The sequence below is a fragment of the Pedobacter hiemivivus genome (genome assembly GCF_004331685.1).
GTDB classification, from domain to species: domain Bacteria; phylum Bacteroidota; class Bacteroidia; order Sphingobacteriales; family Sphingobacteriaceae; genus Pedobacter; species Pedobacter hiemivivus.
Window position 1 is genome coordinate 126,898 of sequence record NZ_SJSM01000002.1, and the last position, 24,050, is coordinate 150,947.

The window sequence follows — 24,050 nt, forward strand, 5'->3', positions numbered from 1 at the left end:
AAGCATGCAATTGTCTTTTTTGTTTTTCGGAAATAAGCCTGATCAGAAGTGGGCGTTAAGCAGGCAAATGGGCGTTAAATACGCCATAGCCAAGTTGGCTCCCGAGCTAACCGGCAGTTTGCCACCATGGGATTACGAATCATTGGCTGCATCAAAACAGATTTTTAAGGATAATGGTTTTGAGCTGATTGGGATGGAGGGAGATCAGTTTAACATGGACCGTATTAAACTTGGATTACCTGGTAGAGAAGAGGATATCCAACTTTATTGCCAGATGCTTGAAAATATGGGTAGACTTAACATCCCTTTGCTTTGCTATAATTTTATGGCGGGAATTGGCTGGTTCAGAACCCATACGACTATTGAAGCGAGAGGTGGCGCCCTAGTAAATGGGTTCGATATGGAAACTGCGCAGCAATTGCCTTTAACTGATATTGGTCCGATTAGTGAAAGCGAAATTTGGGCAAACTATGCATGGTTTTTGGAAAGGGTTTTACCCGCTGCCGAAAAGGCTGGGGTAAAAATGGCATTGCATCCTGATGATCCACCGGTTTCACCATTAAGAGGCATCAGTCGTGTTTTTAAGAACGCAGATGGGATCCGTAAAGCATTGTCTTTGTCTGATAGTGATGCCCATGGTCTTACTTTTTGCCAAGGTACCTATACCACAATGGGCGAAGATGTGAAAGCCCTGATCGCTGAGTTTGGCCAGCGTCAGAAAATATTCTTTGTCCACATCCGTGATGTTGAAGGGAATAGCGAAAACTTTAAGGAAACCTTTCATGACGATGGTCCAACAGATATGCCTGAAATGTTTAAGGCCTATAGAGATATTGGATTTACTGGCCCGTTGCGGTCAGATCATGTGCCATCTATGGCCGGAGATGACAATACGCAACATGGCTATACCGTAAATGGAAGCTTATTTGGGATTGGCTATATCAAAGGAATTATGGATGTGTTGAAAATCCCAACATACATGTGGATCCTGTTTATCCAGCTGGCAATGTGTACCGGATTGGTGAAGGCTCAAAACCTTGGACAGCCTTGGTACATTCAGCCAAGAGCGGATGCCCAACATATTGATTTAACGGGTAAATGGGAGTTGTCTCATATGGATAAACCAGTAGTCGATCTTAAAGAATTGGTTAATAAAAAAGATCCTTTTGAAACAACGGTCCCTAATTCCGTTCAATGGTCATTATATAAAGCAGGGAAGTTCCCTCATCCATACTACAACAAGAACTCTGACTACTATAAATTCGTTGATGAGAAGGTATGGTACTATAAAAAGAGCTTTGATTTGCCACAAACAGCAAAAGGCAATTACAGTTTCCTTTGCTTTGATGGGGCAGATTACTTTACAAAAGTCTGGGTTAACCAAAAATTGGTCGGTGTACATGAAGGTATGTTTGGCGGACCAAATGCGGAGATCAGTGATTACTTAAATTATGGGGGTAACAATGAAATTATAGTTGAACTACGTGCCGGGAACTGGGGAAACAAAGCCACCGACTTTGATATCATACCGCTCGATAGCAATAACGCTAAAGACATGAGCAAGCGGAAAGGCTATGATCCATGGAACAGCGGACGCATCATTAAACCCTGGACAATATCCGGTGGATTGGGTGGTGAAACCTTTTTTGCGATGGGACTCTGGCAGGGCGTGAGATTGGAGGTTGTACCTAAGGTTCATATCGAAAGACCATACCTGGTCACAAAAGCGATTACTGGTAATGTTGCAAAGCTGCACTTATCAACAGAATTGTTTATCAACAGCAATTCCATGAAGCAAAGTCTGCACCCATGGAAGAATGCACAACTCCGTCATCCCTATGAAAAAGGAATGCCTTTTGTTCCATCAAAAGAAGAACTTAAGGTTAATGTCGCGTTTTATTCAGGCAGCAATAAAGTGTTTAGTAAGCTCATTTCTGTTCAAACCTATGAAGGTCGAAATTGGGTTGAGGATGATATTGATTTGCCAAATCCAAAACTTTGGAATCCTACAGGTTTAGGAGATCCAAACTTATACCAGGTGAAAATCTCATTGATCAGAAGTGGAAAAGTGGTTGACAAAACTTCTTTTGATTATGGAATACGTGTTATTGAACGGGTAGCAAGTGCAGGGCCAAGAACGGGAGATCGTTTTGAAAACTGGCAATTTGTGGTAAATGGGAAGAAAATATTTGTGAAAGGCATGAATTTTACGCCTCAGGATATTTTGCTGGATGCTTCAGAGAAACGTTACCGCTGGACATTGTCTGCAGCCAAGAAAATGGGCGTACAACTCATCAGAATATGGGGTGGAGGTCTGATTGAAACAGATACGTTTTATAAATTATGCAATGAAATGGGGATTATGGTTTGGCAGGATTTTCCTATCGGAAACCAGGATACCCCTGATTACCCACAAGACATCTGGGAGGCACAAGTAGTGCAGAACATCTGTAGACTGCGCAATAACCCTTCATTGGTGATCTGGTGTGGTGGAAATGAGTTTAATCCTTACTCTTTAGGCAATGCCACTACCATGGGTATTTGGGAGCGAAATATTAAGACCTTCGATAGCAGTCGTATGTTTGTGCGTACTACTCCTGATGGGGGTAGTATTCACACTTATCCGGATATGGACCCATCCTGGTACAGACGTAGCTATGGTAAAGAAGCCTGGATTTCTGAAACCGGAATGCACAGTATGCCCGAAGCAAGTTTGTTTAGAGAAGTAGTAAACGAGAAGGAATTTGTTAACCTGGGCACGATGTGGGAAAAATCGTTTAGACCGGGGCATACTGAATTTATACATCATTTTACGGAATATAAACCCAGTCGTGTACCACGTATGTTAAGTCGCGCATCGCACATTGACAACATGAATGACCCTACACTAGAGTCCATATCAGAGGCTACACAGATTGGTGCAGGAGAATTTTATCAGGTACTTTCAGAAAAGGTGCAAGGTAGCTATCCAGTAACAACAGGCTTAATGCCATGGGTTTTTAAAAGACATTGGACGGCAATTGCCATTCAAATGATGGACTGGTTTGGACAGGCGAATGCTCCTTATTATTTTCTGAAAAGGACTTATGAACCAACACATATTGCTTTAGATATTGAGCGTTTACTTTGGGCTCCTGGAGAAAGCATTCCTTTGGATGTGCAGGTTACAAATTCACTGTTTACTACAAATCAGGGCTATAAAGCAACGGTTACAGTGTATGATGACAGTTTTAAGCAGTTATCTAAAAAAACACTACCTATAAACATCGCTACTGGTCCTTCAGTAAACAACGCTTCATTTGGCAAGTTCGATATTCCTGCTAACTACAAAGATAAATACCTGTTCCTTTTAACAGAGTTAACTGATAAGAATGGTAAAGTTGTTTCCAGTGCTTATTACTATCCACGTTGTTTGGTGAAAATGGAGGACAAAGCTTTTCATGATCAGTATGTGAATGAACCGATTCCATGGATAACCCTGGATAAAGGACCTTGGTTAAAACCATCTGTTGCTAAAACAAATACTAGCTTATCACTAAAAGTAAAATCGAATAAAGTCATCTCTGCTGATGAAAGTGAGATTACGTTAACGGTTAAAAATGAAGGATCTATTCCTGCTTTTATGACAAAAGTTGATATCTCAGGAGTAAAAAGAGCTTTTTATGCCAGTGATAACTATATGTGGATAGAACCAGGTAAAACCATAGCAATAACGATGAATGTAAATTGGCGTGAGCAGAAGAACAATGCAACCGTTACGGTGCAGGCCTGGAATGCAAAAGTAGTAGCTGTAAAACTTTAATAACTGAGCTTAAGTATAAAATATGAATAACCAAATAGCCGATCCCTTAAGTACCTCTAAAAATTACAAGTGGCTAATGCTGGCTTTACTATGGACTGCATTTTTCCTTAATTCTGCCGATAGACAGATATTTAGTGTGGTGCTGCCCTTAATTAAAGCGGATTTGAATTTAAGCGATGCCGAGCTTGGACTGATTGCATCTTCGCTGGTTTGGACTTATGGTTTATTTGTTCCGATAGCGGGCATTGTGGGCGATAGATTGGTTCGGAAGAACATCATTGTATTTAGTCTTTTGTTTTGGAGTGTTTCCACATTGCTTACCGGCATCAGTACTACTGTTGCTCAGTTTGTCTTATTCCGAGGCATTGCAACAGGTGGGGGTGAAGCTTTTTATGCGCCAGCTGCCAATGCGCTTATTGGTGAAGAGCATCAAAAAAGAAGGTCATTGGCGCTCTCTATTCATCAAAGTGCAGTTTACTTTGGTATTATTTTGAGCGGCGTTATTGCCGGATATATTGGCCAGCATTATGGCTGGCGCAATGCATTTTATTTATTTGGTGGTTTCGGAATTTTAGTGGCTATTGTGTCTTTCTTTAAATTAAGAAAAGATGTACCAGCCCAGGCACAAGAAAAGGTTAACGTAGTTGAATCTGCAAAAATAATGGCCAAAAATCCTACTGTAGTGCTACTTACAGCCGCATTTGCTTGTATGGTTTTTGTAAACGTAGCCTATCTGACCTGGATGCCCTCCTTACTGGTCGAAAAGTTTAACCTGTCACTTGTCGCCGCTGGTTTCTCTTCTATGTTTTACCATCATATTGGTGCTTTTATAGGTGTGCTGATAGGCGGCTTGGTGTCCGACAAAGTTTCCAGAATAAATCCAGGCAATCGCCTGGTCGTACAGGCTGTTGCGATGCTAGGCGCGGTACCTTTTATCTATTGGATAGGCATGGGAACTACACCATTTGCTACCTACCTGGCACTTTTCTTTTTCGGCATTTTTAGAGGGATATATGACTCAAATATTTTCGCTTCATTATATGAAGTTGTTAAACCAGCCATCAGGTCATCTTCATCAGGTTTTATGCTCATGTGCGCGTTTTTAGTAGGTGCTTTTGCTCCATTGATTTTAGGCGTACTGAAACCCACATTAGGCTTGTCCACAGGTTTATCATGGTTATGGGTAAGTTACTTTTTAGGCGCGGCTTTTCTATTAACTGCTGTTCTGTTTTTCTTTAAAACAGACAGACAAAATGCAATGGCTTATGAAAGTTAAAATAGAGATTATAGCTGATGGATTGAACTTTCCGGAAGGCCCAGCATTTGCACCTGATGGAAGTTTATGGGCTGTGGAATTAAAGGGGGAAAGCCTGCTGCGGTACCTGGATGGAAAACTGGAACGCTTTCAGGTAGGAGGAAAACCTAATGGTATTGCCATTGATAAGCAAGGAATGATCTGGTTTTGTGATGCCGCTGAGAATGCAATCAGAAAGTTTGATCCTTATCAGCTGAAAACAGAAGTGCTTGCTAATCGTGTCGATGGAGAAGTATTGGCGCAGCCAAATGACTTGGCATTTGATCAAAATGGTAATCTATTATTTACCTGCCCGGGTAATTCAAGGACGGAGCCAACAGGCTATATCTGTGTATTGAGGCCGGATAACTCCGTAAAAAAGATTATTGAAAATAAGTACTTCCCAAATGGTCTGGCCTTTACAAACGATGGTAAAAGTCTCGTCTTTGCCGAAACTTATGCACATCAATTGTGGAAAGGGGACTGGGACTCTCAAAATTGTGAATGGCTTAATGGCCAGGTTTGGTGTAATGTCGGTGGCCCCGCAGGTCCTGGTGGTCCTGATGGGATGGCTTTTGATCAGCAAGGGAATCTTTATACAGCAGTATATGGTACTGCTGAAATAAGAATAGCAAATGCAGATGGAGCGGTAATCGACGCGATCGCCCTACCTGGTCAAAATCCTACCAATTGTGCATTTGATCCATTTGGAAGGTATGATTTGATCGTCACTGAAGCGGAAAAAGGGCTCTTGCTTCATGTGAGCTTTGAAAGAAAATAGTTGATAATTAACAAGATAACAGTAATAATAATTAACGTAATATGAGTACAGATCAGTATAAGAAAGAAATTGGTATGATGAATTTAGAAAAATTGATCGAAACCAGAGAAGGTAAATCAGAGGCAAGTTTCCCAATTCCAGAAAAGGAATTGTTGCACCGCTATGAGCAATTATATACCGGTGCAATCAATGACGTTATGCGGGAATTTTGTCTGATTAATCAGGCTTTACCAGGGCATTTAGTTCCACTACGAGAATACCGGACTATAGCTGGTATTGCCTTTACCGTAAAAAGTGCCCCTAATGCTATGATAAAAGGAGAAATGGAGTTTAGGGTGCAGATGTTGGACGAGATGCATGAGGATGCTTTTGTGGTTTGGGATACCACTAAAGATGAAAATGCTACCTTATGGGGTGGGGTAATGACAGCCACCGCAAAAGGTAAGAAAGTAAAGGCCGCTTGTATTGACGGTGGGATCCGTGATACCCACCAGATTCTGGAAGCTGATTTCCCTGTGTTTTATAAATACCGAATCTCTAACGGTAGTTTAGGCAGGTGTTTAATTACGCATTATCAGGTAACGCTTCAGATTGGTTCGGTAACCATTAAACCGGGTGATGTAGTAATGGGTGATATTGATGGCGTATTAGTCGTTCCAAGAGACATTGCTTATGACGTTTTGCTACGGGCTGAGGAAATCATAGAAAATGAAAAGAAAATATTTGGCTGGGTAAAAGAAGGACAAACGATTCAGGAAATCAGCGAAAAGGGCGGGTATTTTTAACATGAGAGTCTATAAAATCATCCCCGTATTCCTTTTAATGGCAACAGTTGGATTTGCACAGCTTAAAACCCCTGTTAAGATCTCTGTTATAGGCGAAGGTTGGGCAAATAATTCAATTAATGTGGTCTCATTTAGGAAGAATTCACTGGTAACTCATCAGGGGATGCAGTATACCGCTTACTACGATAGCGCTCATTGCGTTGTGCTGGGCCGACGAAAGTTGAACAGTACGAAATGGGAAATATCAAGAACTCAGTATAAGGGGGATGTTTTTGACGCGCACAATTCCATCAGCATTATGGTTGATGGAAAAGGCTATCTACATGTTGCCTGGGATCATCATAGTTATGGGAAGCATCTTACTGCACTAAATTATTGTCAGAGTGTAGCACCCGGATCTCTACAACTATCTGATAAGATCAAGATGACCGGGATACATGAGGATAAGGTTACTTATCCGGAGTTCTATAAACTCCCTGATGGTGATCTGCTGTTTTTCTTTCGTGATGGAGAGTCTGGGAATGGAAACATTATACTGAACCGTTACGCTTTAAAAACAAAAAAATGGACTCAGGTTCAAAATTCCTTTATTGATGGCGAGAATTTAAGAAACCCTTACTGGCAAATTGTGGTAGACAAGAAAGGGGTGATTCATTTATCCTGGACCTGGCGTGAAAGTCCAGATGCGGCATCGAACCATGATATCTGTTATGCAAAATCTTTGGATGGCGGATTAACCTGGACAAAATCAAATGGAGAAAAATATGTACTACCTATTAAAGAGTCAACCGCTGAATATGTAATCAAGATTCCTCAAAATAGTGAGCTGATTAATCAAACCTCTATGACGATTGATCAGGATGGGAACCCTTACATTTCAACCTATTGGAAAGAGAAGAGCGATACTGCACCTCAGTATCACCTGCTTTATTTAAAAAATAAGCACTGGACAAATTTAAACCTTGGCTTTAGGAAAAGTAACTTTTTGTTAAGTGGTGGTGGAACCAAAGGCATTCCCATATCGAGACCCCAGGTGATCGCCTGGAAAAAGGACAAGCAGGTTTCAGTGGGGATTGTGTTTAGAGATGAAGAAAGAGGAAGTAAAGCTTCTATTGCAGTGTGTAAGAATATAGACAAGCCTATATGGGTATGCAAGGACCTCCATTCTTCAAGTTTAGGCTCCTGGGAGCCAACTTATGACACCACTTTGTGGGAAAGTAAGGAAGTATTAAACCTGCTGTTACAGCAGGTTCAGCAAAAGGATAATGATGGGCGGGTATCAGTGGCGCCGCAAAATTTATCTGTGTTACAGTGGATTCCTGAAAAGAATTAATGGTTAAAAATTAAAATATAAATTATGAAAAGATTTCTAAATTTTTACGGCCTGCTCATCATTTTTGCCTTGATGCAAAATAGTGTAATGGCACAAACAACTGAAAAATTTCCTGCTAAGTACGATCCGACTAATGTTGGTAATAAGGTGGGCAACAGATTTGTCGAATCTGCCCATGTGTTGTATGGTAAATCCATTGCCTATTCGGAAGTGTGTACTTGGTATGGTGCGCTTAAGTTTGCCGAACTAAGTGGAAATACAGCCATGAAAGATAAACTGGTTGCAAAATATCAACCCTTTTATGCTGAAGATAAAAAGCTGATCCCTTTATATGATAACGTAGATCATTCTGTATTTGGTGCTTTGATACTAGAGCTATATATGCAAACCAAAGAAGAGAAGTACCTGAACAAAGGGAAGGTTTTTGCATACAATCAATGGGCTGTACCTGCGGGTATGAAGCTAACAGATACGGTTAGTAATTACGTAAAACTAGGGCACTCTTGGCAAACACGCCTTTGGATAGACGATATGTATATGATTACCATGTTGCAGGTTCAAGCCTACAGAGCTACCGGAAATCCGGTATACATCAACCGTGCGGCAAAGGAAATGGTGTTTTATTTAGATGAGCTTCAGCAAAAGAATGGATTGTTTTATCATGCACCAGACGTGCCATTTTATTGGGGTAGAGGTAATGGTTGGATGGCTGCTGGTATGACAGAATTATTGAAATCACTGCCTTTAAGTAATCCAGAAAGACCTGCAATTCTTAAGGGATATCAAACAATGATGAAATCTTTACTTAAATACCAGTCTGCAAATGGTATGTGGGGACAATTGATTGATGACTCCAATTCATGGGCAGAGTCTTCTTCAACCGGAATGTTTGCTTATGCAATGATTACAGGTGTGAAAAATGGCTGGTTAAAAGATCCTAAATATTTGTTATCGGCAAAAAATGGCTGGACAGCTTTGGTTGATCAGATTGATGCCAAAGGAGATGTAATGAATGTTTGTGAAGGAACAAATAAGAAAAATGATAAACAGTACTACTTAGACAGAAAAAGAAATACGGGTGATTTGCATGGTCAGGCTCCAGTGTTGTGGTGCGCCTTTGCCTGGTTAGAAAAAGATAACATACCTGTAAATGCTAAATAGCAGGTTTTATATGAAAACGATATTAACGAAACGAATCTTTTCGCTCCTGCTGATGTACGGCGTTTTCTTTTGCGCAAACGCTGTGTTTGCGCAAAAGAATGCGATAGAAAAATATAAAAACGTATTAATTCTAGGCAATAGCATTACCAGGCACGGTCCTAAGCCCCAAATCGGTTGGAATGGCGATTGGGGAATGGCAGCTTCGGCAAAAGATAGTGACTATGTGCACTTGCTGATTACAAAGTTCAAAGCTATTAATCCTAATATTTCTGTTCAGTTTAAAAATATCGCAGATTATGAGCGGGCATTCTGGAACTATAATTTGTCACAATTAGACGCTTTAAGACAACTAAAGGCAGAGCTGATTATCCTTAGGCTGGGTGAGAATATAGAACCAAAAACATTAAAAACACAGGACTTTAAAAAGCACTATGATGGACTGATCAATTATTTAACTTCCAATAACCCGAAGGCTAAAATTCTTCATGCTTCATCTTTCTGGAAAAAAGAGCTTGTAGCACAGGATATTCAAGCGGTAAGTACGGCCAGAGGCGATCAGTTTGTGAATCTAAGTGAATTGTCAAAGGACTCTACCAATATGGCATACCATCTGTTTAAGGATAGGGGCGTAGGTGCTCACCCTTCTGATAAAGGGATGAAAGCTATAGCAGATAAAATATGGGGCGAAATATATGGCCCTACATCAAGCGCATCTATTTCTTTGGGGGCTTATTATTTTGATGGTTGGGCTGGACTAACCAGTCATCTGACACCAGAATTGGAGCATGATTTTCCAGAGCGTAAGCCAATCTGGGGATGGCTTACCAGTAAGCAAAAAGTGGTAGAACAACAGATGGATCTGGCCGTTAAATCAGGGATATCCTTTTTTAGTTTTTGCTGGTACTTTACCACCATTGATGAGTTTCAGGGAAATCCAAGAAATCGTGCCCTTGCTTTTTATTTAAAGGCAAAAAACAAAGGAAAGCTAAAGTATAATTTGTTGGTGGCAAATCACGACAATTACATTGTTGGTCCTCAAAATTGGAATTATCTATGTAAGTACTGGATCGAGCTATTCAAAAATCCACTTTATTTAAAGGTTAATGGATCCCCTATGCTGACTTTTATCAGCACCAATAGTCTGATTAAAAGCTTTGGATCAAGCGCCAAAGTAAATGCAGCGCTGAAAGAGTTTAGGGCAATGGCCAAAGAAAATGGCTTAACAGGCGTTACTGTGGCTATTTGCCAATATCCAGATGCCAAAATAAGTCAATTGGTGGCAGAATGTGGCTTTGATGTAGCCACGGGATATAACTACCACGAAACTGGTTACCAAAAAAATAAAACTAGTGTATCCATTGATAGCTTAGAAGTTGGAAGTGTACGAACCTGGAATGCCCTTAAAAAATCACCATTGCCATTGATCCCTACGATAACTTCGAATTGGGACCCCAGAGCTTGGCCAATTCAGTATAAACATTCTCCAGGTTACACCGGATACTCACAAAAGACTGTTGAGTCTTCGGTTAAAGCGGTAAGGAAATTTATGGATGACAATCCTGCAGATATCACTAAAGAGCGAATTGCGTTGATCTATGCATGGAATGAATATGGCGAAGGGGCTTGGTTAACACCTTCAAAAGTATTAAAAGACTCTTTGTTAATCGGTATTAAAAACGGCTTAAAATAAATGCTAATCTATTGGCTCATGGATAGGATTACAAAAAAAATGTGGTATATCATATTTGTTCCATTGATGATTTCGAATGGACAGTTATTTGCCCAATCTTCTGCTAAGATGGCGATAAATGATGGCTTACGTCCTTCATCGGAAGTTCATTTGAAAGGCTATCTGGCGGATCAACTGGATGGCTCATTAAACAATCGCATTTTGGCGCAAGATGTCCAGCGACTTATAGAGCCTTTTAAATTGGAAAACCGGACAGAAACCCTTTACTGGCAGAGTGAGTTTTGGGGGAAATGGTTTACATCAGCAGTGTTGGCCTATAAATACCATCCAGATCCTCGTTTGAAGAAAGTACTTGATGATGCGGTTAACGGTTTAATGGCCACGCAGACTCCAGATGGGTATATAGGTAATTATGCTGAAACTAACCGTTTACAACGCTGGGATATTTGGGGAAGAAAGTATTGTATGCTGGGCTTGCTTGCTTATTATGACCTTACTAAAAACAAAAAAATGTTATCAGCTGCGGTACGTGCAGCAGATAATCTGATAAGTGATCTTAAAAAACAAGACGGGATTATCGTGACTAAAGGTAGTTACAGAGGGATGGCAGCATCCTCTGTGCTCGAGCCTATCTGCTTATTGTATCAATATACCAACAACAAAAAATACCTTGATTTTGCAGAAGAGATCGTGAGACAATGGGAAACACCAGAAGGTCCTCAATTATTAAGTAAGTCTAAAATAAATGTAAGCGAACGCTTTCCTAAACCCAAAAGCTGGTATAGTGCCGAGCAGGGACAAAAAGCTTATGAGATGATGTCCTGCTATGAAGGTTTATTGGAGCTTTACCGCTTAACAGGAAAAGCAGTTTATAAACAAGCTGTGGAAAACACCTGGGAAAATATCCGAAACACAGAAATTAATATCGCGGGATCTGGTGCTTCTACAGAGATGTGGTTTAAAGGTAAGGAATACCAAAATACACCTGTTCATCATTACCAGGAAACCTGTGTTGCGGTAACCTGGCTAAAATTATCCAATCAGTTACTAAGGCTTACCGGCGAAACCAAGTACGCCGATGCAGTTGAAACAGCCTATTACAATGCCTTATTGGGGGCAATGAGTTCAAAGGGGGCTGTTTGGGCCAAGTATACGCCTTTGAATGGCCAGCGACTTAGCGGAAACGAACAATGCGGAATGGGCTTAAACTGTTGCGATGCGAGTGGGCCTAGAGGGCTGTTTAATTTACCATCATATATGGTTATGGAACGAAATGAAGGATTGCAGATTAATTATTTTGCAGAGGGCAATTACATCGTAAAAAGTCCTAAAAATCAACGGATTTTAGTTGTTCAAAGTACAGATTATCCGCTGTCTGGCGCTATTAAAATAGGATTGAATATCGCCAAGCCGGAAGCCTTTGATGTTCACTTGCGTATTCCTGCATGGAGTAAGTTAACGAAACTAAGCGTAAATGGTGAAGAGCTGACAGACCTGATACCAGGTCAGGCGGCTCGGATCAATCGTGTCTGGAAATTGGGAGATCAAATTTCTTTGGAATTAGACATGCGTGGTAGGGTCGTAGAAACCGGCAGTATCGTTAAAAGTATGGCCATTATGCGGGGGCCAATTGTATTGGCCAGAGATTCAAGATTTGAAGGTGCCGGTTTGGAGGCTGTTTTAAAACCTGTAACTGATGCTAAGGGGTATATTGAACTGACCAGATTGCCTGCTAAACCAGAAGAATATCTAATGAGTTTTAAGGCGCGCTTTATTCCGGAATCCTATACAGAGAAGCCTCAGGGCACTGTGACTGTCGCATTATGTGATTATGCATCGGCAGGGAATGGGCCGGTAGCGTCCTTTTATAAAGTATGGATGCCTCAATTATTTAATCCCCAAAAAACCGAGACACCAACTATATCTTATTGACAGAATTAATGCTCAACTAGTTCTTATCAACCAAGTATAAACCAAAAATAAACCTTAAAATGTATAAAACCACGCGGTATATCCCAATATTCTGTCTTTTATTACTGCCATTATTGATGGAAGCTTCAGCTGCTACCAATTGGCAAAACGCTGGACAAAACAATATTCGACAGAACATAAGCATTACAGGAAAAGTAACCGACGAAATGGGAGTCCCAATTTCGGGTGTTAGTGTTAAAGTAAAGGGAACCAAAACAGTGGTTTTAACAAATAATGCCGGGGTATATAAAATTACTGTACCTGCTGTATCTTCAACTTTGGTATTCTCCTTTGTTGGTTTTTTTACCCAGGAAACATTAGTTGGAAACCGCAAAGAGATTGATGTCAAGCTTAAAGAAGAATTAGGCAATTTGAATGAAGTGGTGGTGATCGGTTATGGATCAGTTAAGCAAAAAGATTTAACTGGTGCTGTTGGACAAGTAAATATGAAAGATCTGGAAAAGGCACCGGTAGCTTCTTTTGACCAGGCATTAGCTGGAAGGTTAGCTGGGGTACAAGTCTCTTCAAATGATGGTCAACCCGGTGCAGAAGGAATCAATATTGTCATTCGGGGAAGTGGATCGCTAACGCAAAGTGCATCACCGCTATATGTGGTAGATGGATTCCCAATTGAAAATTTTAACGCTGGATCACTCAATATCAATGATATTGAATCCATCAATGTACTTAAAGATGCATCCTCGACTTCAATTTATGGATCTAGGGGCGCCAACGGTGTAGTGGTAATCGAAACCAAAAAAGGGAAAATAGGAAAACCGGTGATCAGTTATAACGGATCATATGGTTTTCAAAAAATCCCTAAAACAGTTGATGTAATGAACGGATATGAGTTTGTTAAGTATCAAATAGAAAGAGGCAATGGTGTCGATTACTTGACAAACGGTCGAACATTAGACTCTTATTCAAATGCACCAATAATTAATTGGCAGGATAAGGTCTTTAGAACGGGTACCACCAATATTCAAAGTCTGGCCATAAGGGGCGGCTCTAAACAAACCAGATACTCAGTTTCTGCTTCCTTGTTTGATGGAAAGGCTGTAGTGCTCAATTCGGGTAATAAACGTTACCAGGGAAGCATATCCCTGATTCAGGAAGTGAATAAAAAAATCAATCTAGGTGTAAGTATCAACTATAGTCATAACAGCAGGAATGGTATGCCAGTGGCTACAGCTGGGGGTAGTGCAGCAACGGCTTATCTGTTGTTTTCTGCATGGGGATACAGACCATTAACGGGCGATCCTAATTATACTTTGGATGACTTGCAGAACGGGACTGTAGATACTGATGTGAATCCTGCTGCAGATTTTAGGGTGAATCCAGTGGTATCTGCAACCAATCAATACACCAAGGGGTTCAATACCAATGTACTTACCAATGTGTATGCTACTTACGAGATCGTTAAGAACCTGACACTAAAGGTTACCGGAGGATTAAATAATACTAACGTAAAATCTGAAGCCTTTTCTAATTCTAAAACTATTCTGGGAAATAATTCTAACCCGGGCAACGTAAGAGGCCAGTTTGGTAGTAAGAATTATTCGGATCTTAATATATGGTCTAATGAAAATACATTAACCTACGAAGCAACAATCGAAAAGAACCATAAAATTGATTTTGTTGGCGGTTTTAGTATGCAGGGGACTTCCTTAACAGGCGGAGGGTTTACTTCTATTAAAGTACCAAATGAGGAATTGGGCATAAATGGATTAAGTCAGGGTACCCCTCAGATTGTGACCTCTCCGGCTTCTTCTTCTGCAATTGCTTCATTTTTGTTCAGAACAAATTACAGCTACAAATCAAAATACCTTTTCACTGCAGCTTATAGATCCGATGGATCTTCAAAGTTCAGTCCCAAAAATAGATGGGGATATTTTCCTTCTGGTGCAATTGCATGGCGCATGAGTAGTGAGCCCTTTATGAAAAACCTAAAATTCGTATCCGATGCAAAACTTCGGATAAGTTACGGGGAAACCGGTAACAACCGTATTCCTGATTTTGCTTATCTTCCTTTCCTTACGCCAACAAATAATGCTGCTTACTCATTTAAGGATGGGACTCCAACACAAGGAGTAGTTATATCGGGTTTGGGAAATGCTGATTTAAAATGGGAAACCACCGCACAGGCAGATATTGGTTATGATTTATCGCTTTTTAAAGGCAGGTTGACTTTAACGGCAGATGTGTACCGTAAAACAACAAGAGATTTATTACTTAATGCTGATATGCCTTATTATTCGGGCTATAGTACCGTCTATGAAAATGTAGGAAAATTGCAGAATCAGGGACTTGAGATCACCATAAATTCCGTAAATATTAATAGCGGAAAATTCAAATGGGAAAGTAACTTCAATATCAGTTTTAACAGAAACAAGGTACTGGCTTTAACAAGGGCCAATCAGCCGATGTATAGTACTATTGTTTGGGAAGGACCTTATGCCAGTTCAAATCTTTATAAAACTGAAGTAGGAAAGCCTGCAGGAAACTTTTATGGTTTTTTATGGGATGGAAATTATCAGCTTGATGATTTTGATGTTTCGCAAGCGGGCGCTTATACCTTAAAAGCGGATGTTCCGGCAAATGGAAATAGCCGAGCGAGCATAAAGCCAGGTGACATTAAATACAAAGACATTAATGGGGATGGTAATGTGACCTTGGATGATCAAACAGTGTTCGGTAGCGGCCTGCCAAAGCATACAGGTGGATTTACGAATAACTTCTCTTACAAGGGTTTTAATCTAAATGTATTTCTGCAGTGGTCTTATGGAAATGATGTGTTTAATGCAAACCGATTAATCTTTGAAGGGACTAGTTATGTAAACTTAAATCAATATAAGACGTATGAAAATCGCTGGACAATAGACAATCCCAACAATATGTATTACAGAACCGGAGGCGGTGGTCCTTCTGGTCGATATTCATCCCGTGTAATTGAAGATGGTTCTTATCTACGCTTAAAAACAGTTTCACTAGGCTATAGCATTCCTGCCAAATATCTGAAACGGATTAATTTTAGCACTTTAAGTTTCTCTGTAACAGCTCAGAACTTATACACTTTTACAAAGTATTCAGGCATGGACCCTGAGGTTTCTGTAAGAAATTCTGTACTCACACCAGGCTTTGACTATTCTGCCTATCCGCAAGCCAGAACAATTGTTCTAGGTATCACCTCAAACTTTTAACATTTAAGATTATGAAACGCATTATTTTAATCTTTGCCATATCGTTTTTTACAATAATTACTTCATGTAAAAAGCTTTTAAATACAGTGCCGGTTGATACCTTATCGCCAGAAAACTATTACGATACCGAGGCGCAGTTAAATTCTGCTTTAGCCGGTGTTTATGATGTGATGGGCAGTACCAAAACTTACGGCGATCAATTGCTTGGGGGAATGGGATTGGATGGTGATGAAGGTTTTTTTGCAAGAAATACCATTACTGATAACGTGCGGGTTAACCAGGTCTCTGCTGGTGATCCTTTTTGTGCCGATACCTGGAGAACTTTCTATGATGGTATCAATAGGGCCAATATGCTCTTGGACAACATTAATAAACCTGTTATGGATAAGGCTGCTAGAGATGCAATTAGGGGAGAGGCTTTGTTTTTACGCGCTTATTATCATTTTATGTTGGTGAGCAACTGGGGAGATATCCCGCTAATGACAAAGACTGTTTATAGCACTTCTCAGATCTATATACCACGTACACCTGCCAAGGAAGTTTACCAGCAGATTATTGCTGATATGACTCAGGCCGAAGGATTAGTGAATTCAATTGACGCTTTGGGATACGCTGGAAGAGTGAGCCAGTCAGCCGTAAGGGGAATATTGGCTCGCGTATGTTTATATATGGCCGGAAATCCGATTAATGATCGCTCGCAGTATGCAGAAGCAAAGAAATGGGCTCAAAAGGTTATGAGTGCTTCGGGCGGTTTTCAACATGCTTTAAATCCTTCTTATTCAAACGTTTTTATCAATATGTGTCAGGATAAATACGATATAAAAGAAAGCATCTGGGAAGTAGAGTTTTGGGGAAATGCAACAGGTGTTCATAAAGAGATCGGAAGGAATGGGAGCAACAATGGTATACAATATGTGGTTACCCCTGGTGATCCTAATTATGGTTATAGTTACGGTTTTACATGTATAACTGGTAGGTTGTTTAAACGTTATGAAAGTCTACAACGGGATTCAATTACGCCTGCAAAAACATTAATTAAAAAGGAGTATTCACCAGACAGGCGTAGGGATTGGTCTATTGCAACTTATAGACTTGTAGGAAATCCGGCAACAAAGTCAATGCTAGGCGGAAGTCAGGTTTACGAACGTACAAGTGCTAAGTGGAGAAGAGAGTATGAAATCACTAAACCTTTAGCGAAAGAGGGTGGTGGCATCAACTTTCCTTTGTTAAGGTATTCGGATGTGTTACTGATGTTTGCAGAGGCTGAAAATGAAATAAATGGCCCTACTCAAGAAGCTATTGATGCCGTAAATCAGGTTAGACGAAGGGCTTATGGTAAATATGATAAGGGGGATGTGGTAAAAACAATCGCGCTAGGTAATGTTGGCTCGGGTTACACTACTGCTCCAACTGTAACGCTATCAGGTGGTGGCGGTTCGGGGGCAACTGCAACTGCAATTGTAGCAGGCGGAAAAGTAACTGGAATAGCAATCGTTAATGAAGGGACTAAGTATACATCTGCTCCAACGGTAAGTTTTTCTGGCGGAGCTGGAACTGGGGCGACTGCATCGACAACAATAAGCTCGCCTTTTGATGCTGACTTAACATCATCGCAAACCAGTAATCATGATAGCTTTTTGGAAGCCATACAAGAAGAGCGATCAAGAGAGTTGACTTTTGAGAGTTTAAGAAAAAGAGATCTTGTGCGCTGGAATATCTACCTAACCAGAATGGAGCTTGTAGCTAAGGATTTTGTTAGTGGCGATGCATCAAACCCTGCCGCAATAATTCCGGCAGCTTCCAGCTCAATGGCCTACGGTATTGTATCTTTTAGTAACTTGACGAGCAGAGATCAGCTTTGGCCGATTTCTCCTAGGGAATTAGGTTTGAACAAGGCTCTTAAACAGAATGAGGGCTGGTAGCTGTTTGTATGCTGCTATTGATAAATGGAGCTAATTTTTAATTTAAAGAATAACTGTATCTTTATAACACCATAATATACGATATGATTCAGGTAATAAACAGGGCTTTGGATGTCCTAGAATATATTTCCATCGAACCGGACCAACCCAAGCCTTTAAGCGTAATTGCATCACATTTTAACTTAAATGCGGGTACATGTGCCAATATTATTAAAACATTAGTAACCAGAAAATATATCGAAAAGGTTGAAAAAAAAGGATATTGCCTGGGATCACAGGCCTATGTTTTAACCGGGAATGAAGGGTATCATAAGGATTTAGTAAAAGCTGCCCAAAAGGAAATGGAAGCATTAACGAGTATTTATGACGAAAACTCTTTGCTATCTATATTGGTAAAGGATGTCCGCGTAGCAATAGTAAGGGTAACTGGAACTAATAATATACAAGTGGTCACTTCTAAGGAAAAACGTGTTTATGATACGGCTTCGGGGAGGTTGTTGATCGCAATGCTGCCGGAAGCTGAACTTACCGTTTTTATCACAAAATATGGTTTACCTAAAAAAGAGGAATGGGCTGAAGTGAAGAATGAAAAATCACTTCGTGAAAGTCTTAGCTTGATTAAAGAAAAAGGATATGTGAAGCAGGTAACTGCAGGAAATATTGTTGGGTTTGCAGTGCCAGTATATTCAGATGAGCGTGTTTTAGCTAGTTTATGTTTATATATGCCTGAATATCGTTTCCATTTAGCTGAAGAGCAAAAGATTGTAGATGACCTGCTAACGACAGCGGAGAAAATTAAGAAAAACCTAGTAGGGAAATAAAAAAAAGAGGGAGTATGAAGGCGTTCGTCATTCTGAATTTATTTCGGAATCTCGCACTGATTATTCAAAAAATATGCTCAGGAGTGATTCTGAAATAAATTCAGAATGACGAACGTACAAAAAAGAGGCGATGTTCTAATGAACATCGCCTCTTTAAATTTCGAAAATCTTTATATCTAGTTGGAGTACAGGGACGGTATAACAACAACCTTAGCCACAATTGCTCTCGTTGGTCTGATTGGTTGTACGTCTTGATTATCAGAACTCTGAATGTCAATCGCTATACCACCATTAAATAGTTCATAACTATATGCATCAACATTAAATGTGTATGGTAGTTGAATGTAGCTGTTTGAATTTATAGGATGAGATAGATACACTAAAACCCCTTCATCATCAACAGTAACCTGATCAATGGCACCGTGTCTCCATTCATAGGTATAAGTCAGACCGTCTTGACTCAATACCCACTGATTAGGCTGTATTGTGAAATTATAAGTTCTATTTGGAGTATCCTGAATTATCGTGTCCTTCTTGCACGATGCCAGACCAAGCGTGGCCGTGCATAGTAATAATAATATAAATTTTTTCATGTGTTTGTGTGTTTGTATTGTTATAGCAAATTTATTGCCACAATATAACGTTGTATTCCTTTACTTATTTTGTAATTAAAATGTTATCCAGAATTTCGTTATCCAAAATGAAGCTAAACCAAATATTCAAACAACGTTTGATCATTATTCAATTCAATAATTTCAAACTTAAACTCTTTCATTCTCTTAACTAAAGCATCATAATCGGCACTGTTGGCCAATTCAATACCTACCAGAGCAGGACCGTTTTCTTTATTTGTTTTTTTAATGAATTCAAACCGTGTAATGTCATCATGCGGACCCAAAACATTGTTTACAAATAATTTCAATGCCCCCGGTCTTTGTGGAAAACGAACGATGAAGTAATGTTTCAATCCTTCATACAACAAGGATTTCTCCTTGATCTCCTGCATACGTTCAATATCGTTGTTACCACCACTGATGACACAAACTACCTTTTTGCCTTTAATTTTATCTCTATAAGCATCAAGGACAGTCACCGATAAAGCACCTGCCGGTTCAACAACAATAGCATCTTCATTGTATAACTTTAATATAGTGGTGCAAACCTTACCTTCGGGAACCAACAATACATCGTCTAACACCTCTGTACAGATTTCATAAGTTAGCTTACCCACACACTTTACAGAAGCACCATCAACAAAACGGTTGATTTCAGGTAAAGTAATGGGGCCACCATGTTCAAATGCTTTTAACATAGATGGAGCACCTTCAGGTTCAACACCTGCTAAAAGTATATTCGGGTTTTTACCTTTTAAATAATTACCTACACCGGCAGAAAGACCGCCACCCCCAATAGGCATAATCACCACTTCAACACCAGGTAAGTCTTCTAAGATCTCTACACCAACAGTGCCCTGACCTTCAATAATGCTGTAATTATCAAAAGGAGGGATAAAGGTCATGTTATGTTGTTGCGTGTAAGCCAAAGCTTCTTTTAAACAATCGTCAAAAGTATCACCAACCAACACCAATTCTACACTGCCATTGCCAAACATTTCTGTTTGTTTCACCTTTTGCTTAGGCGTAATTTCCGGCATAAATATGACACCTTTGGTGCCTAGTTTATCGCATGAAAAAGCAACACCCTGTGCATGGTTACCCGCGCTTGCACAAACAATTCCGCGACTTAATTCATCAGGCGTTAATTGGCTGATCATATTATAAGCACCACGCAATTTGTAAGAGCGTACCACCTGTAGATCCTCACGTTTCAAGTATATTTCGCAATCGTATTTTTCAGATAATTTGGGATTGTAAATAAGTGGAGTATGTTTTACAACATTTTCCAATCGCTTCGATGCGGCTTCGGAATCTAATTTTAGATTAATCTTTGTCATTTTTTCTGAAAAAATAATACCGCCACCTGTTTTCGCAGATGGCGGCTTTAGTTAGGTTACCCAAATATAGGATAAATCAGAAGTTTTATATGTTTTTAGCCAACCAATCGCCTACTTCACTTGTTTTGTAAGCTTTGTTTTTACCAGCTAAATCTTCTGTTACAATGCCTTCTGCAAGAGATTTGTTCACAACCTCTCTGATCAATTCAGCTTCCTCTTTTAATCCGAAAGCATCTTCAAACATCATCGCTGCAGACAAAACAGTAGCTAAAGGATTAGCAATGTCTTTACCTGCTGCTTGTGGATAAGAACCATGAATCGGCTCAAACAATGAAGTATGAACACCAATAGAAGCAGATGGCATCAGGCCCATAGAACCTGAAATTACAGAGGCCTCATCAGTTAAAATATCACCAAATAGATTTTCAGTAATCAATACATCATAAGAATTTGGCCATTGAACCAAACGCATCGCAACTGCATCCACAAACTCATAGCTAACCGTTACTTCAGGGAAATCTTTCTCCATATCCTGTACAGTCTCTCTCCACAAACGTGAAGTTTCCAATACATTGGCTTTATCTACACAGCAAAGTCTTTTGCTACGTGTCATCGCCATTTCAAAGCCTAATTTAGCTAAGCGCTGAACTTCAGCTCTGGTGTAAGTACAAGTATCAAAAGCAGTGTTGCCATCGTCTTTTCTACCTCTCTCACCAAAATAGATACCACCAGTTAATTCACGAAGAATAATCAAGTCAGTACCTTCAATGCGCTCTCTTTTTAAAGGAGAATTGTCAATTAAAGATGGGAAAGTAAAAGTAGGACGAACGTTTGCAAATAAGCCTAATTTCTGACGCATTTTCAAAAGGCCTTGCTCAGGACGAACAGTTGCTTTTGGATCATTGTCAAAACGTGGGTGACCGATAGCACCAAAAAGAACAGCATCAGCAGCCATACATATTTCGTGTGTCGAATCCGGGTAAGGTTCGCCAACCTCATCGATTGCAGCAGCACCAGTGATACCAGCTGTCCAGGTAATTTCGTGATTGAATTTTTTTGCTACCGCATTTGATACTTTAACAGCCTGGTCAATAACCTCTGGCCCAATTCCATCTCCTGCTAAAAGAGCAATATTAAGTTTCATATTTTTTGTTATAGTTTTTAATTCTATTGATAATATTCTTTTTGTTAACCCTTAAATGATGTTTAACATTTTCTGGGTAGCTTTAATTGCACAAACGGTTTGGTCTGAATCCAGACCCCTGGTAATAAATATTTTTTGATCCGTTTCCCAGGTAATGATGGTTTCACACAAAGCATCAGAATTACTTCCCGGAGCTATTCGCACCGCGTAATCAATCAGCTTAGGTAAAGATCTTTTTTTCTGAGCATAAACGTTGGTAAGGGCGTTCATAAAAGCATTAAACTGGCCGTCACCTTGTGCATTCTCTTCAAATTTCTCTCCGTCAATGATCACCGAAATTGTTGCAGATGGGCGTAAACCCATAGAATTCATCAATACGTACGATTCAACAATAACCTTTTCTTCATAAAGATTACTATCCAATACGTCAGAAATGATATAAGGTAAATCCTCTTTCGTTACCGTTTCTTTCTTGTCACCCAATTCAATTACTCGTTGCGTAACTTTTTTCAGATCGGCATCATTTAGTTTCAGTCCTAGCTCCTGCAAGTTTTTTTCGATGTTGGCTTTACCAGATGTTTTGCCTAAAGCATAACTCCTTTTTCTGCCAAAACGTTCCGGCAACAGATCATTAAAATAAAGATTGTTTTTATTGTCTCCATCAGCATGGATACCAGCAGTTTGGGTAAATACATGATCACCAACAATCGGCTTGTTCGAAGGGATTCTAACACCCGAAAACGTCTCTACCAGCTTACTTACCTTATAAATAGAAGATTCCTTTAACTGTACTTCAACCTCCGGTGCAAAATCTTTAATTACAGCAATAGCACTAGCCATTGCAGCATTTCCAGCTCTTTCACCCATTCCATTTACGGTTAAGTGTAAGCCACTTATCCCAGCTTTAATGGCTTCCAATACATTTGCAGTACCCAGGTCGTAATCATTATGTGCATGAAAATCAAAATGAGTATCTGGATATTTCGATTGCAGATCTTTAATAAACTTAAAGGTTTCACAAGGCGTTAAAATGCCCAGGGTATCCGGTAGTAAAACTCGCTTTATAGGCTGAGTAGCTAGAAAGTCCAGCATTTGAAAAACATACTCAGGTGAATTACGCATTCCATTGCTCCAATCTTCTAAATAAACATTAGTGGCGATGTTATGAGCGCCAGCCAGATCAACAACATGCTTAATCTCTGCAAAATGCTGTTCCGGTGTTTTTTTAAGCTGATGCGTCAAGTGGTTTAATGAACCTTTGGTTAATAGGTTTTGAACTTTAACACCAGCATTTAACATCCAGTCTATAGAAACACCATTGTCAACAAAAGACAATACCTCTATACGATCTGCATAGCCATTCGTTTCAGCCCAGTTTAAAATGGATTTTACAGCCTGGAATTCTCCATCAGATACACGTGCAGAAGCAATCTCCACCCTGTCAACATGGAGTTCTTCCAATAATAACTGGGTGATCGTTAGTTTTTCTGAAATGGAGAAAGACACGCCCGATGTTTGTTCTCCATCGCGCAATGTAGTGTCCATTATCTCTATTTTCCTTCTTTCCATGTTCAGGGGGTTGGTTGTTTGGTTGGTTAAAGAGGAAGATGTAAAGCGAACTCCTCAATTTCTGGTTTTATACTCTGCAGATAATCGATGTCATCAAAGCCATTCAACATGTTGTCTTTTTTGTAAGGACTGATTTCAAAAGTCTCTTTTTCTCCTGATGCTAAAAGTGTAATTGTTTGCTCAGGTAAGTTAACTTCCAGTTCAGTATTAGGATCAGCTGCAATTGCTTCAAAGATCTTTTCAGCAAACTCAGGACTAACCTGTACTGGCAATACGCCAATGTTTAAGCAGTTGTTTCTAAAAATATCAGCAAAGAAGCTAGATACCACACATCTGAATCCGTAATCATAAACAGCCCATGCAGCGTGCTCTCTTGATGAACCAGAACCGAAGTTTTTGCCACCCACTAGTATTTTACCACTGTAGATAGGGTTATTTAATACGAAATCTTTTTTAGGAGTATTGTCCGGATTGTATCTCCAATCGCGGAATAGGTTGTCACCAAATCCAACGCGTTCTGTAGCTTTTAAAAAGCGTGCAGGAATCAATTGGTCGGTATCCACGTTTTCTATTGCAAGTGGAACCGCAGTGCTTGTAAGTATATTAAATTTATCGTAAGCCAT

16 protein-coding genes are annotated in these 24,050 nt (G+C 39.9%); 11 read left to right on the forward strand and 5 right to left on the reverse strand.

Annotated features, from left to right (window positions below):
* The first annotated feature begins 4 nt into the window (after positions 1–4).
* The 11 genes from EZ444_RS03800 to EZ444_RS03850 all read left to right on the forward strand — a co-directional run bounded on the left by EZ444_RS03800 (position 5) and on the right by EZ444_RS03850 (position 18,760).
* Positions 5–3,802 (forward strand): mannonate dehydratase, encoded by a 3,798-nt coding sequence (locus tag EZ444_RS03800; protein WP_205945205.1) that lies wholly within the window; start codon positions 5–7, stop codon positions 3,800–3,802.
* 22 nt (positions 3,803–3,824) lie between these two features.
* Positions 3,825–5,078, forward strand: coding sequence for an MFS transporter (locus EZ444_RS03805; protein ID WP_131607404.1), 1,254 nt, complete (start codon positions 3,825–3,827; stop codon positions 5,076–5,078).
* Positions 5,068–5,877: an SMP-30/gluconolactonase/LRE family protein gene (locus EZ444_RS03810; protein WP_131607405.1), complete on the forward strand. Its 810-nt coding sequence runs from the start codon at positions 5,068–5,070 to the stop codon at positions 5,875–5,877. The genes EZ444_RS03805 and EZ444_RS03810 overlap by 11 nt, the downstream gene beginning before the upstream one ends.
* A 41-nt stretch (positions 5,878–5,918) precedes the next feature.
* Positions 5,919–6,662: an RraA family protein gene (locus EZ444_RS03815; protein WP_131607406.1), complete on the forward strand. Its 744-nt coding sequence runs from the start codon at positions 5,919–5,921 to the stop codon at positions 6,660–6,662.
* 1 nt (position 6,663) lies between these two features.
* A complete protein-coding gene (locus tag EZ444_RS03820) occupies positions 6,664–7,995 on the forward strand; it encodes a BNR repeat-containing protein (protein ID WP_131607407.1) in 1,332 nt (443 codons plus the stop codon).
* A 24-nt stretch (positions 7,996–8,019) separates the two neighbouring features.
* Positions 8,020–9,156, forward strand: a complete 1,137-nt coding sequence (locus tag EZ444_RS03825) for a glycoside hydrolase family 88/105 protein (RefSeq protein ID WP_131607408.1) — start codon at positions 8,020–8,022, stop codon at positions 9,154–9,156.
* Between the two features lie 10 nt (positions 9,157–9,166).
* Positions 9,167–10,846 (forward strand): glycoside hydrolase family 99-like domain-containing protein, encoded by a 1,680-nt coding sequence (locus EZ444_RS03830; protein ID WP_165503517.1) that lies wholly within the window; start codon positions 9,167–9,169, stop codon positions 10,844–10,846.
* Positions 10,847–10,864: 18 nt separating this feature from the next.
* Positions 10,865–12,778, forward strand: a complete 1,914-nt coding sequence (locus EZ444_RS03835; RefSeq protein WP_205945206.1) for a glycoside hydrolase family 127 protein — start codon at positions 10,865–10,867, stop codon at positions 12,776–12,778.
* 59 nt (positions 12,779–12,837) lie between these two features.
* Positions 12,838–16,017 (forward strand): SusC/RagA family TonB-linked outer membrane protein, encoded by a 3,180-nt coding sequence (locus tag EZ444_RS03840; protein ID WP_225874622.1) that lies wholly within the window; start codon positions 12,838–12,840, stop codon positions 16,015–16,017.
* Positions 16,018–16,028: 11 nt separating this feature from the next.
* On the forward strand, positions 16,029–17,939 hold the full coding sequence (locus EZ444_RS03845; protein ID WP_131607411.1) for a RagB/SusD family nutrient uptake outer membrane protein: 1,911 nt from the start codon (positions 16,029–16,031) through the stop codon (positions 17,937–17,939).
* An 83-nt stretch (positions 17,940–18,022) separates the two neighbouring features.
* On the forward strand, positions 18,023–18,760 hold the full coding sequence (locus EZ444_RS03850) for an IclR family transcriptional regulator (RefSeq protein ID WP_131607412.1): 738 nt from the start codon (positions 18,023–18,025) through the stop codon (positions 18,758–18,760).
* Positions 18,761–18,936: 176 nt separating this feature from the next.
* Here EZ444_RS03850 and EZ444_RS03855 read toward each other — a convergent pair whose 3' ends face one another.
* From EZ444_RS03855 to leuD, 5 genes are all read right to left on the reverse strand, one after another.
* Positions 18,937–19,224, reverse strand: coding sequence for a hypothetical protein (locus EZ444_RS03855; RefSeq protein WP_225874623.1), 288 nt, complete (start codon positions 19,222–19,224; stop codon positions 18,937–18,939).
* Between the two features lie 242 nt (positions 19,225–19,466).
* Positions 19,467–20,714 (reverse strand): threonine ammonia-lyase IlvA, encoded by a 1,248-nt coding sequence (gene ilvA / locus EZ444_RS03860; RefSeq protein WP_131607414.1) that lies wholly within the window; start codon positions 20,712–20,714, stop codon positions 19,467–19,469.
* Positions 20,715–20,799: 85 nt separating this feature from the next.
* Positions 20,800–21,858, reverse strand: coding sequence for a 3-isopropylmalate dehydrogenase (gene leuB, locus EZ444_RS03865; protein WP_090786580.1), 1,059 nt, complete (start codon positions 21,856–21,858; stop codon positions 20,800–20,802).
* A 51-nt stretch (positions 21,859–21,909) separates the two neighbouring features.
* The gene (locus tag EZ444_RS03870) at positions 21,910–23,427 is read right to left on the reverse strand and encodes an alpha-isopropylmalate synthase regulatory domain-containing protein (protein WP_131607415.1); all 1,518 of its coding nucleotides are present in this window, start codon (positions 23,425–23,427) and stop codon (positions 21,910–21,912) included.
* A gap of 26 nt (positions 23,428–23,453) precedes the next feature.
* Complete coding sequence (leuD, locus tag EZ444_RS03875; protein ID WP_090786584.1) at positions 23,454–24,050, reverse strand: 3-isopropylmalate dehydratase small subunit; 597 nt, start codon at positions 24,048–24,050, stop codon at positions 23,454–23,456.

Bases quoted from the DNA above. Each gene is read 5' to 3' on its own strand.
- EZ444_RS03820 (WP_131607407.1), top strand. From the start codon at position 6,664: ATGAGAGTCTATAAAATCATCCCCGTATTCCTTTTAATGGCAACAGTT.
- EZ444_RS03835 (WP_205945206.1), top strand. From the start codon at position 10,865: ATGGATAGGATTACAAAAAAAATGTGGTATATCATATTTGTTCCATTG.
- EZ444_RS03830 (WP_165503517.1), top strand. From the start codon at position 9,167: ATGAAAACGATATTAACGAAACGAATCTTTTCGCTCCTGCTGATGTAC.
- EZ444_RS03815 (WP_131607406.1), top strand. From the start codon at position 5,919: ATGAGTACAGATCAGTATAAGAAAGAAATTGGTATGATGAATTTAGAA.
- EZ444_RS03870 (WP_131607415.1), bottom strand. From the start codon at position 23,427: ATGGAAAGAAGGAAAATAGAGATAATGGACACTACATTGCGCGATGGA.
- ilvA (WP_131607414.1), bottom strand. From the start codon at position 20,714: ATGACAAAGATTAATCTAAAATTAGATTCCGAAGCCGCATCGAAGCGA.
- EZ444_RS03825 (WP_131607408.1), top strand. From the start codon at position 8,020: ATGAAAAGATTTCTAAATTTTTACGGCCTGCTCATCATTTTTGCCTTG.
- EZ444_RS03800 (WP_205945205.1), top strand. From the start codon at position 5: ATGCAATTGTCTTTTTTGTTTTTCGGAAATAAGCCTGATCAGAAGTGG.
- EZ444_RS03845 (WP_131607411.1), top strand. From the start codon at position 16,029: ATGAAACGCATTATTTTAATCTTTGCCATATCGTTTTTTACAATAATT.
- EZ444_RS03810 (WP_131607405.1), top strand. From the start codon at position 5,068: ATGAAAGTTAAAATAGAGATTATAGCTGATGGATTGAACTTTCCGGAA.
- leuD (WP_090786584.1), bottom strand. From the start codon at position 24,050: ATGGCTTACGATAAATTTAATATACTTACAAGCACTGCGGTTCCACTT.
- EZ444_RS03850 (WP_131607412.1), top strand. From the start codon at position 18,023: ATGATTCAGGTAATAAACAGGGCTTTGGATGTCCTAGAATATATTTCC.
- leuB (WP_090786580.1), bottom strand. From the start codon at position 21,858: ATGAAACTTAATATTGCTCTTTTAGCAGGAGATGGAATTGGGCCAGAG.
- EZ444_RS03805 (WP_131607404.1), top strand. From the start codon at position 3,825: ATGAATAACCAAATAGCCGATCCCTTAAGTACCTCTAAAAATTACAAG.
- EZ444_RS03840 (WP_225874622.1), top strand. From the start codon at position 12,838: ATGTATAAAACCACGCGGTATATCCCAATATTCTGTCTTTTATTACTG.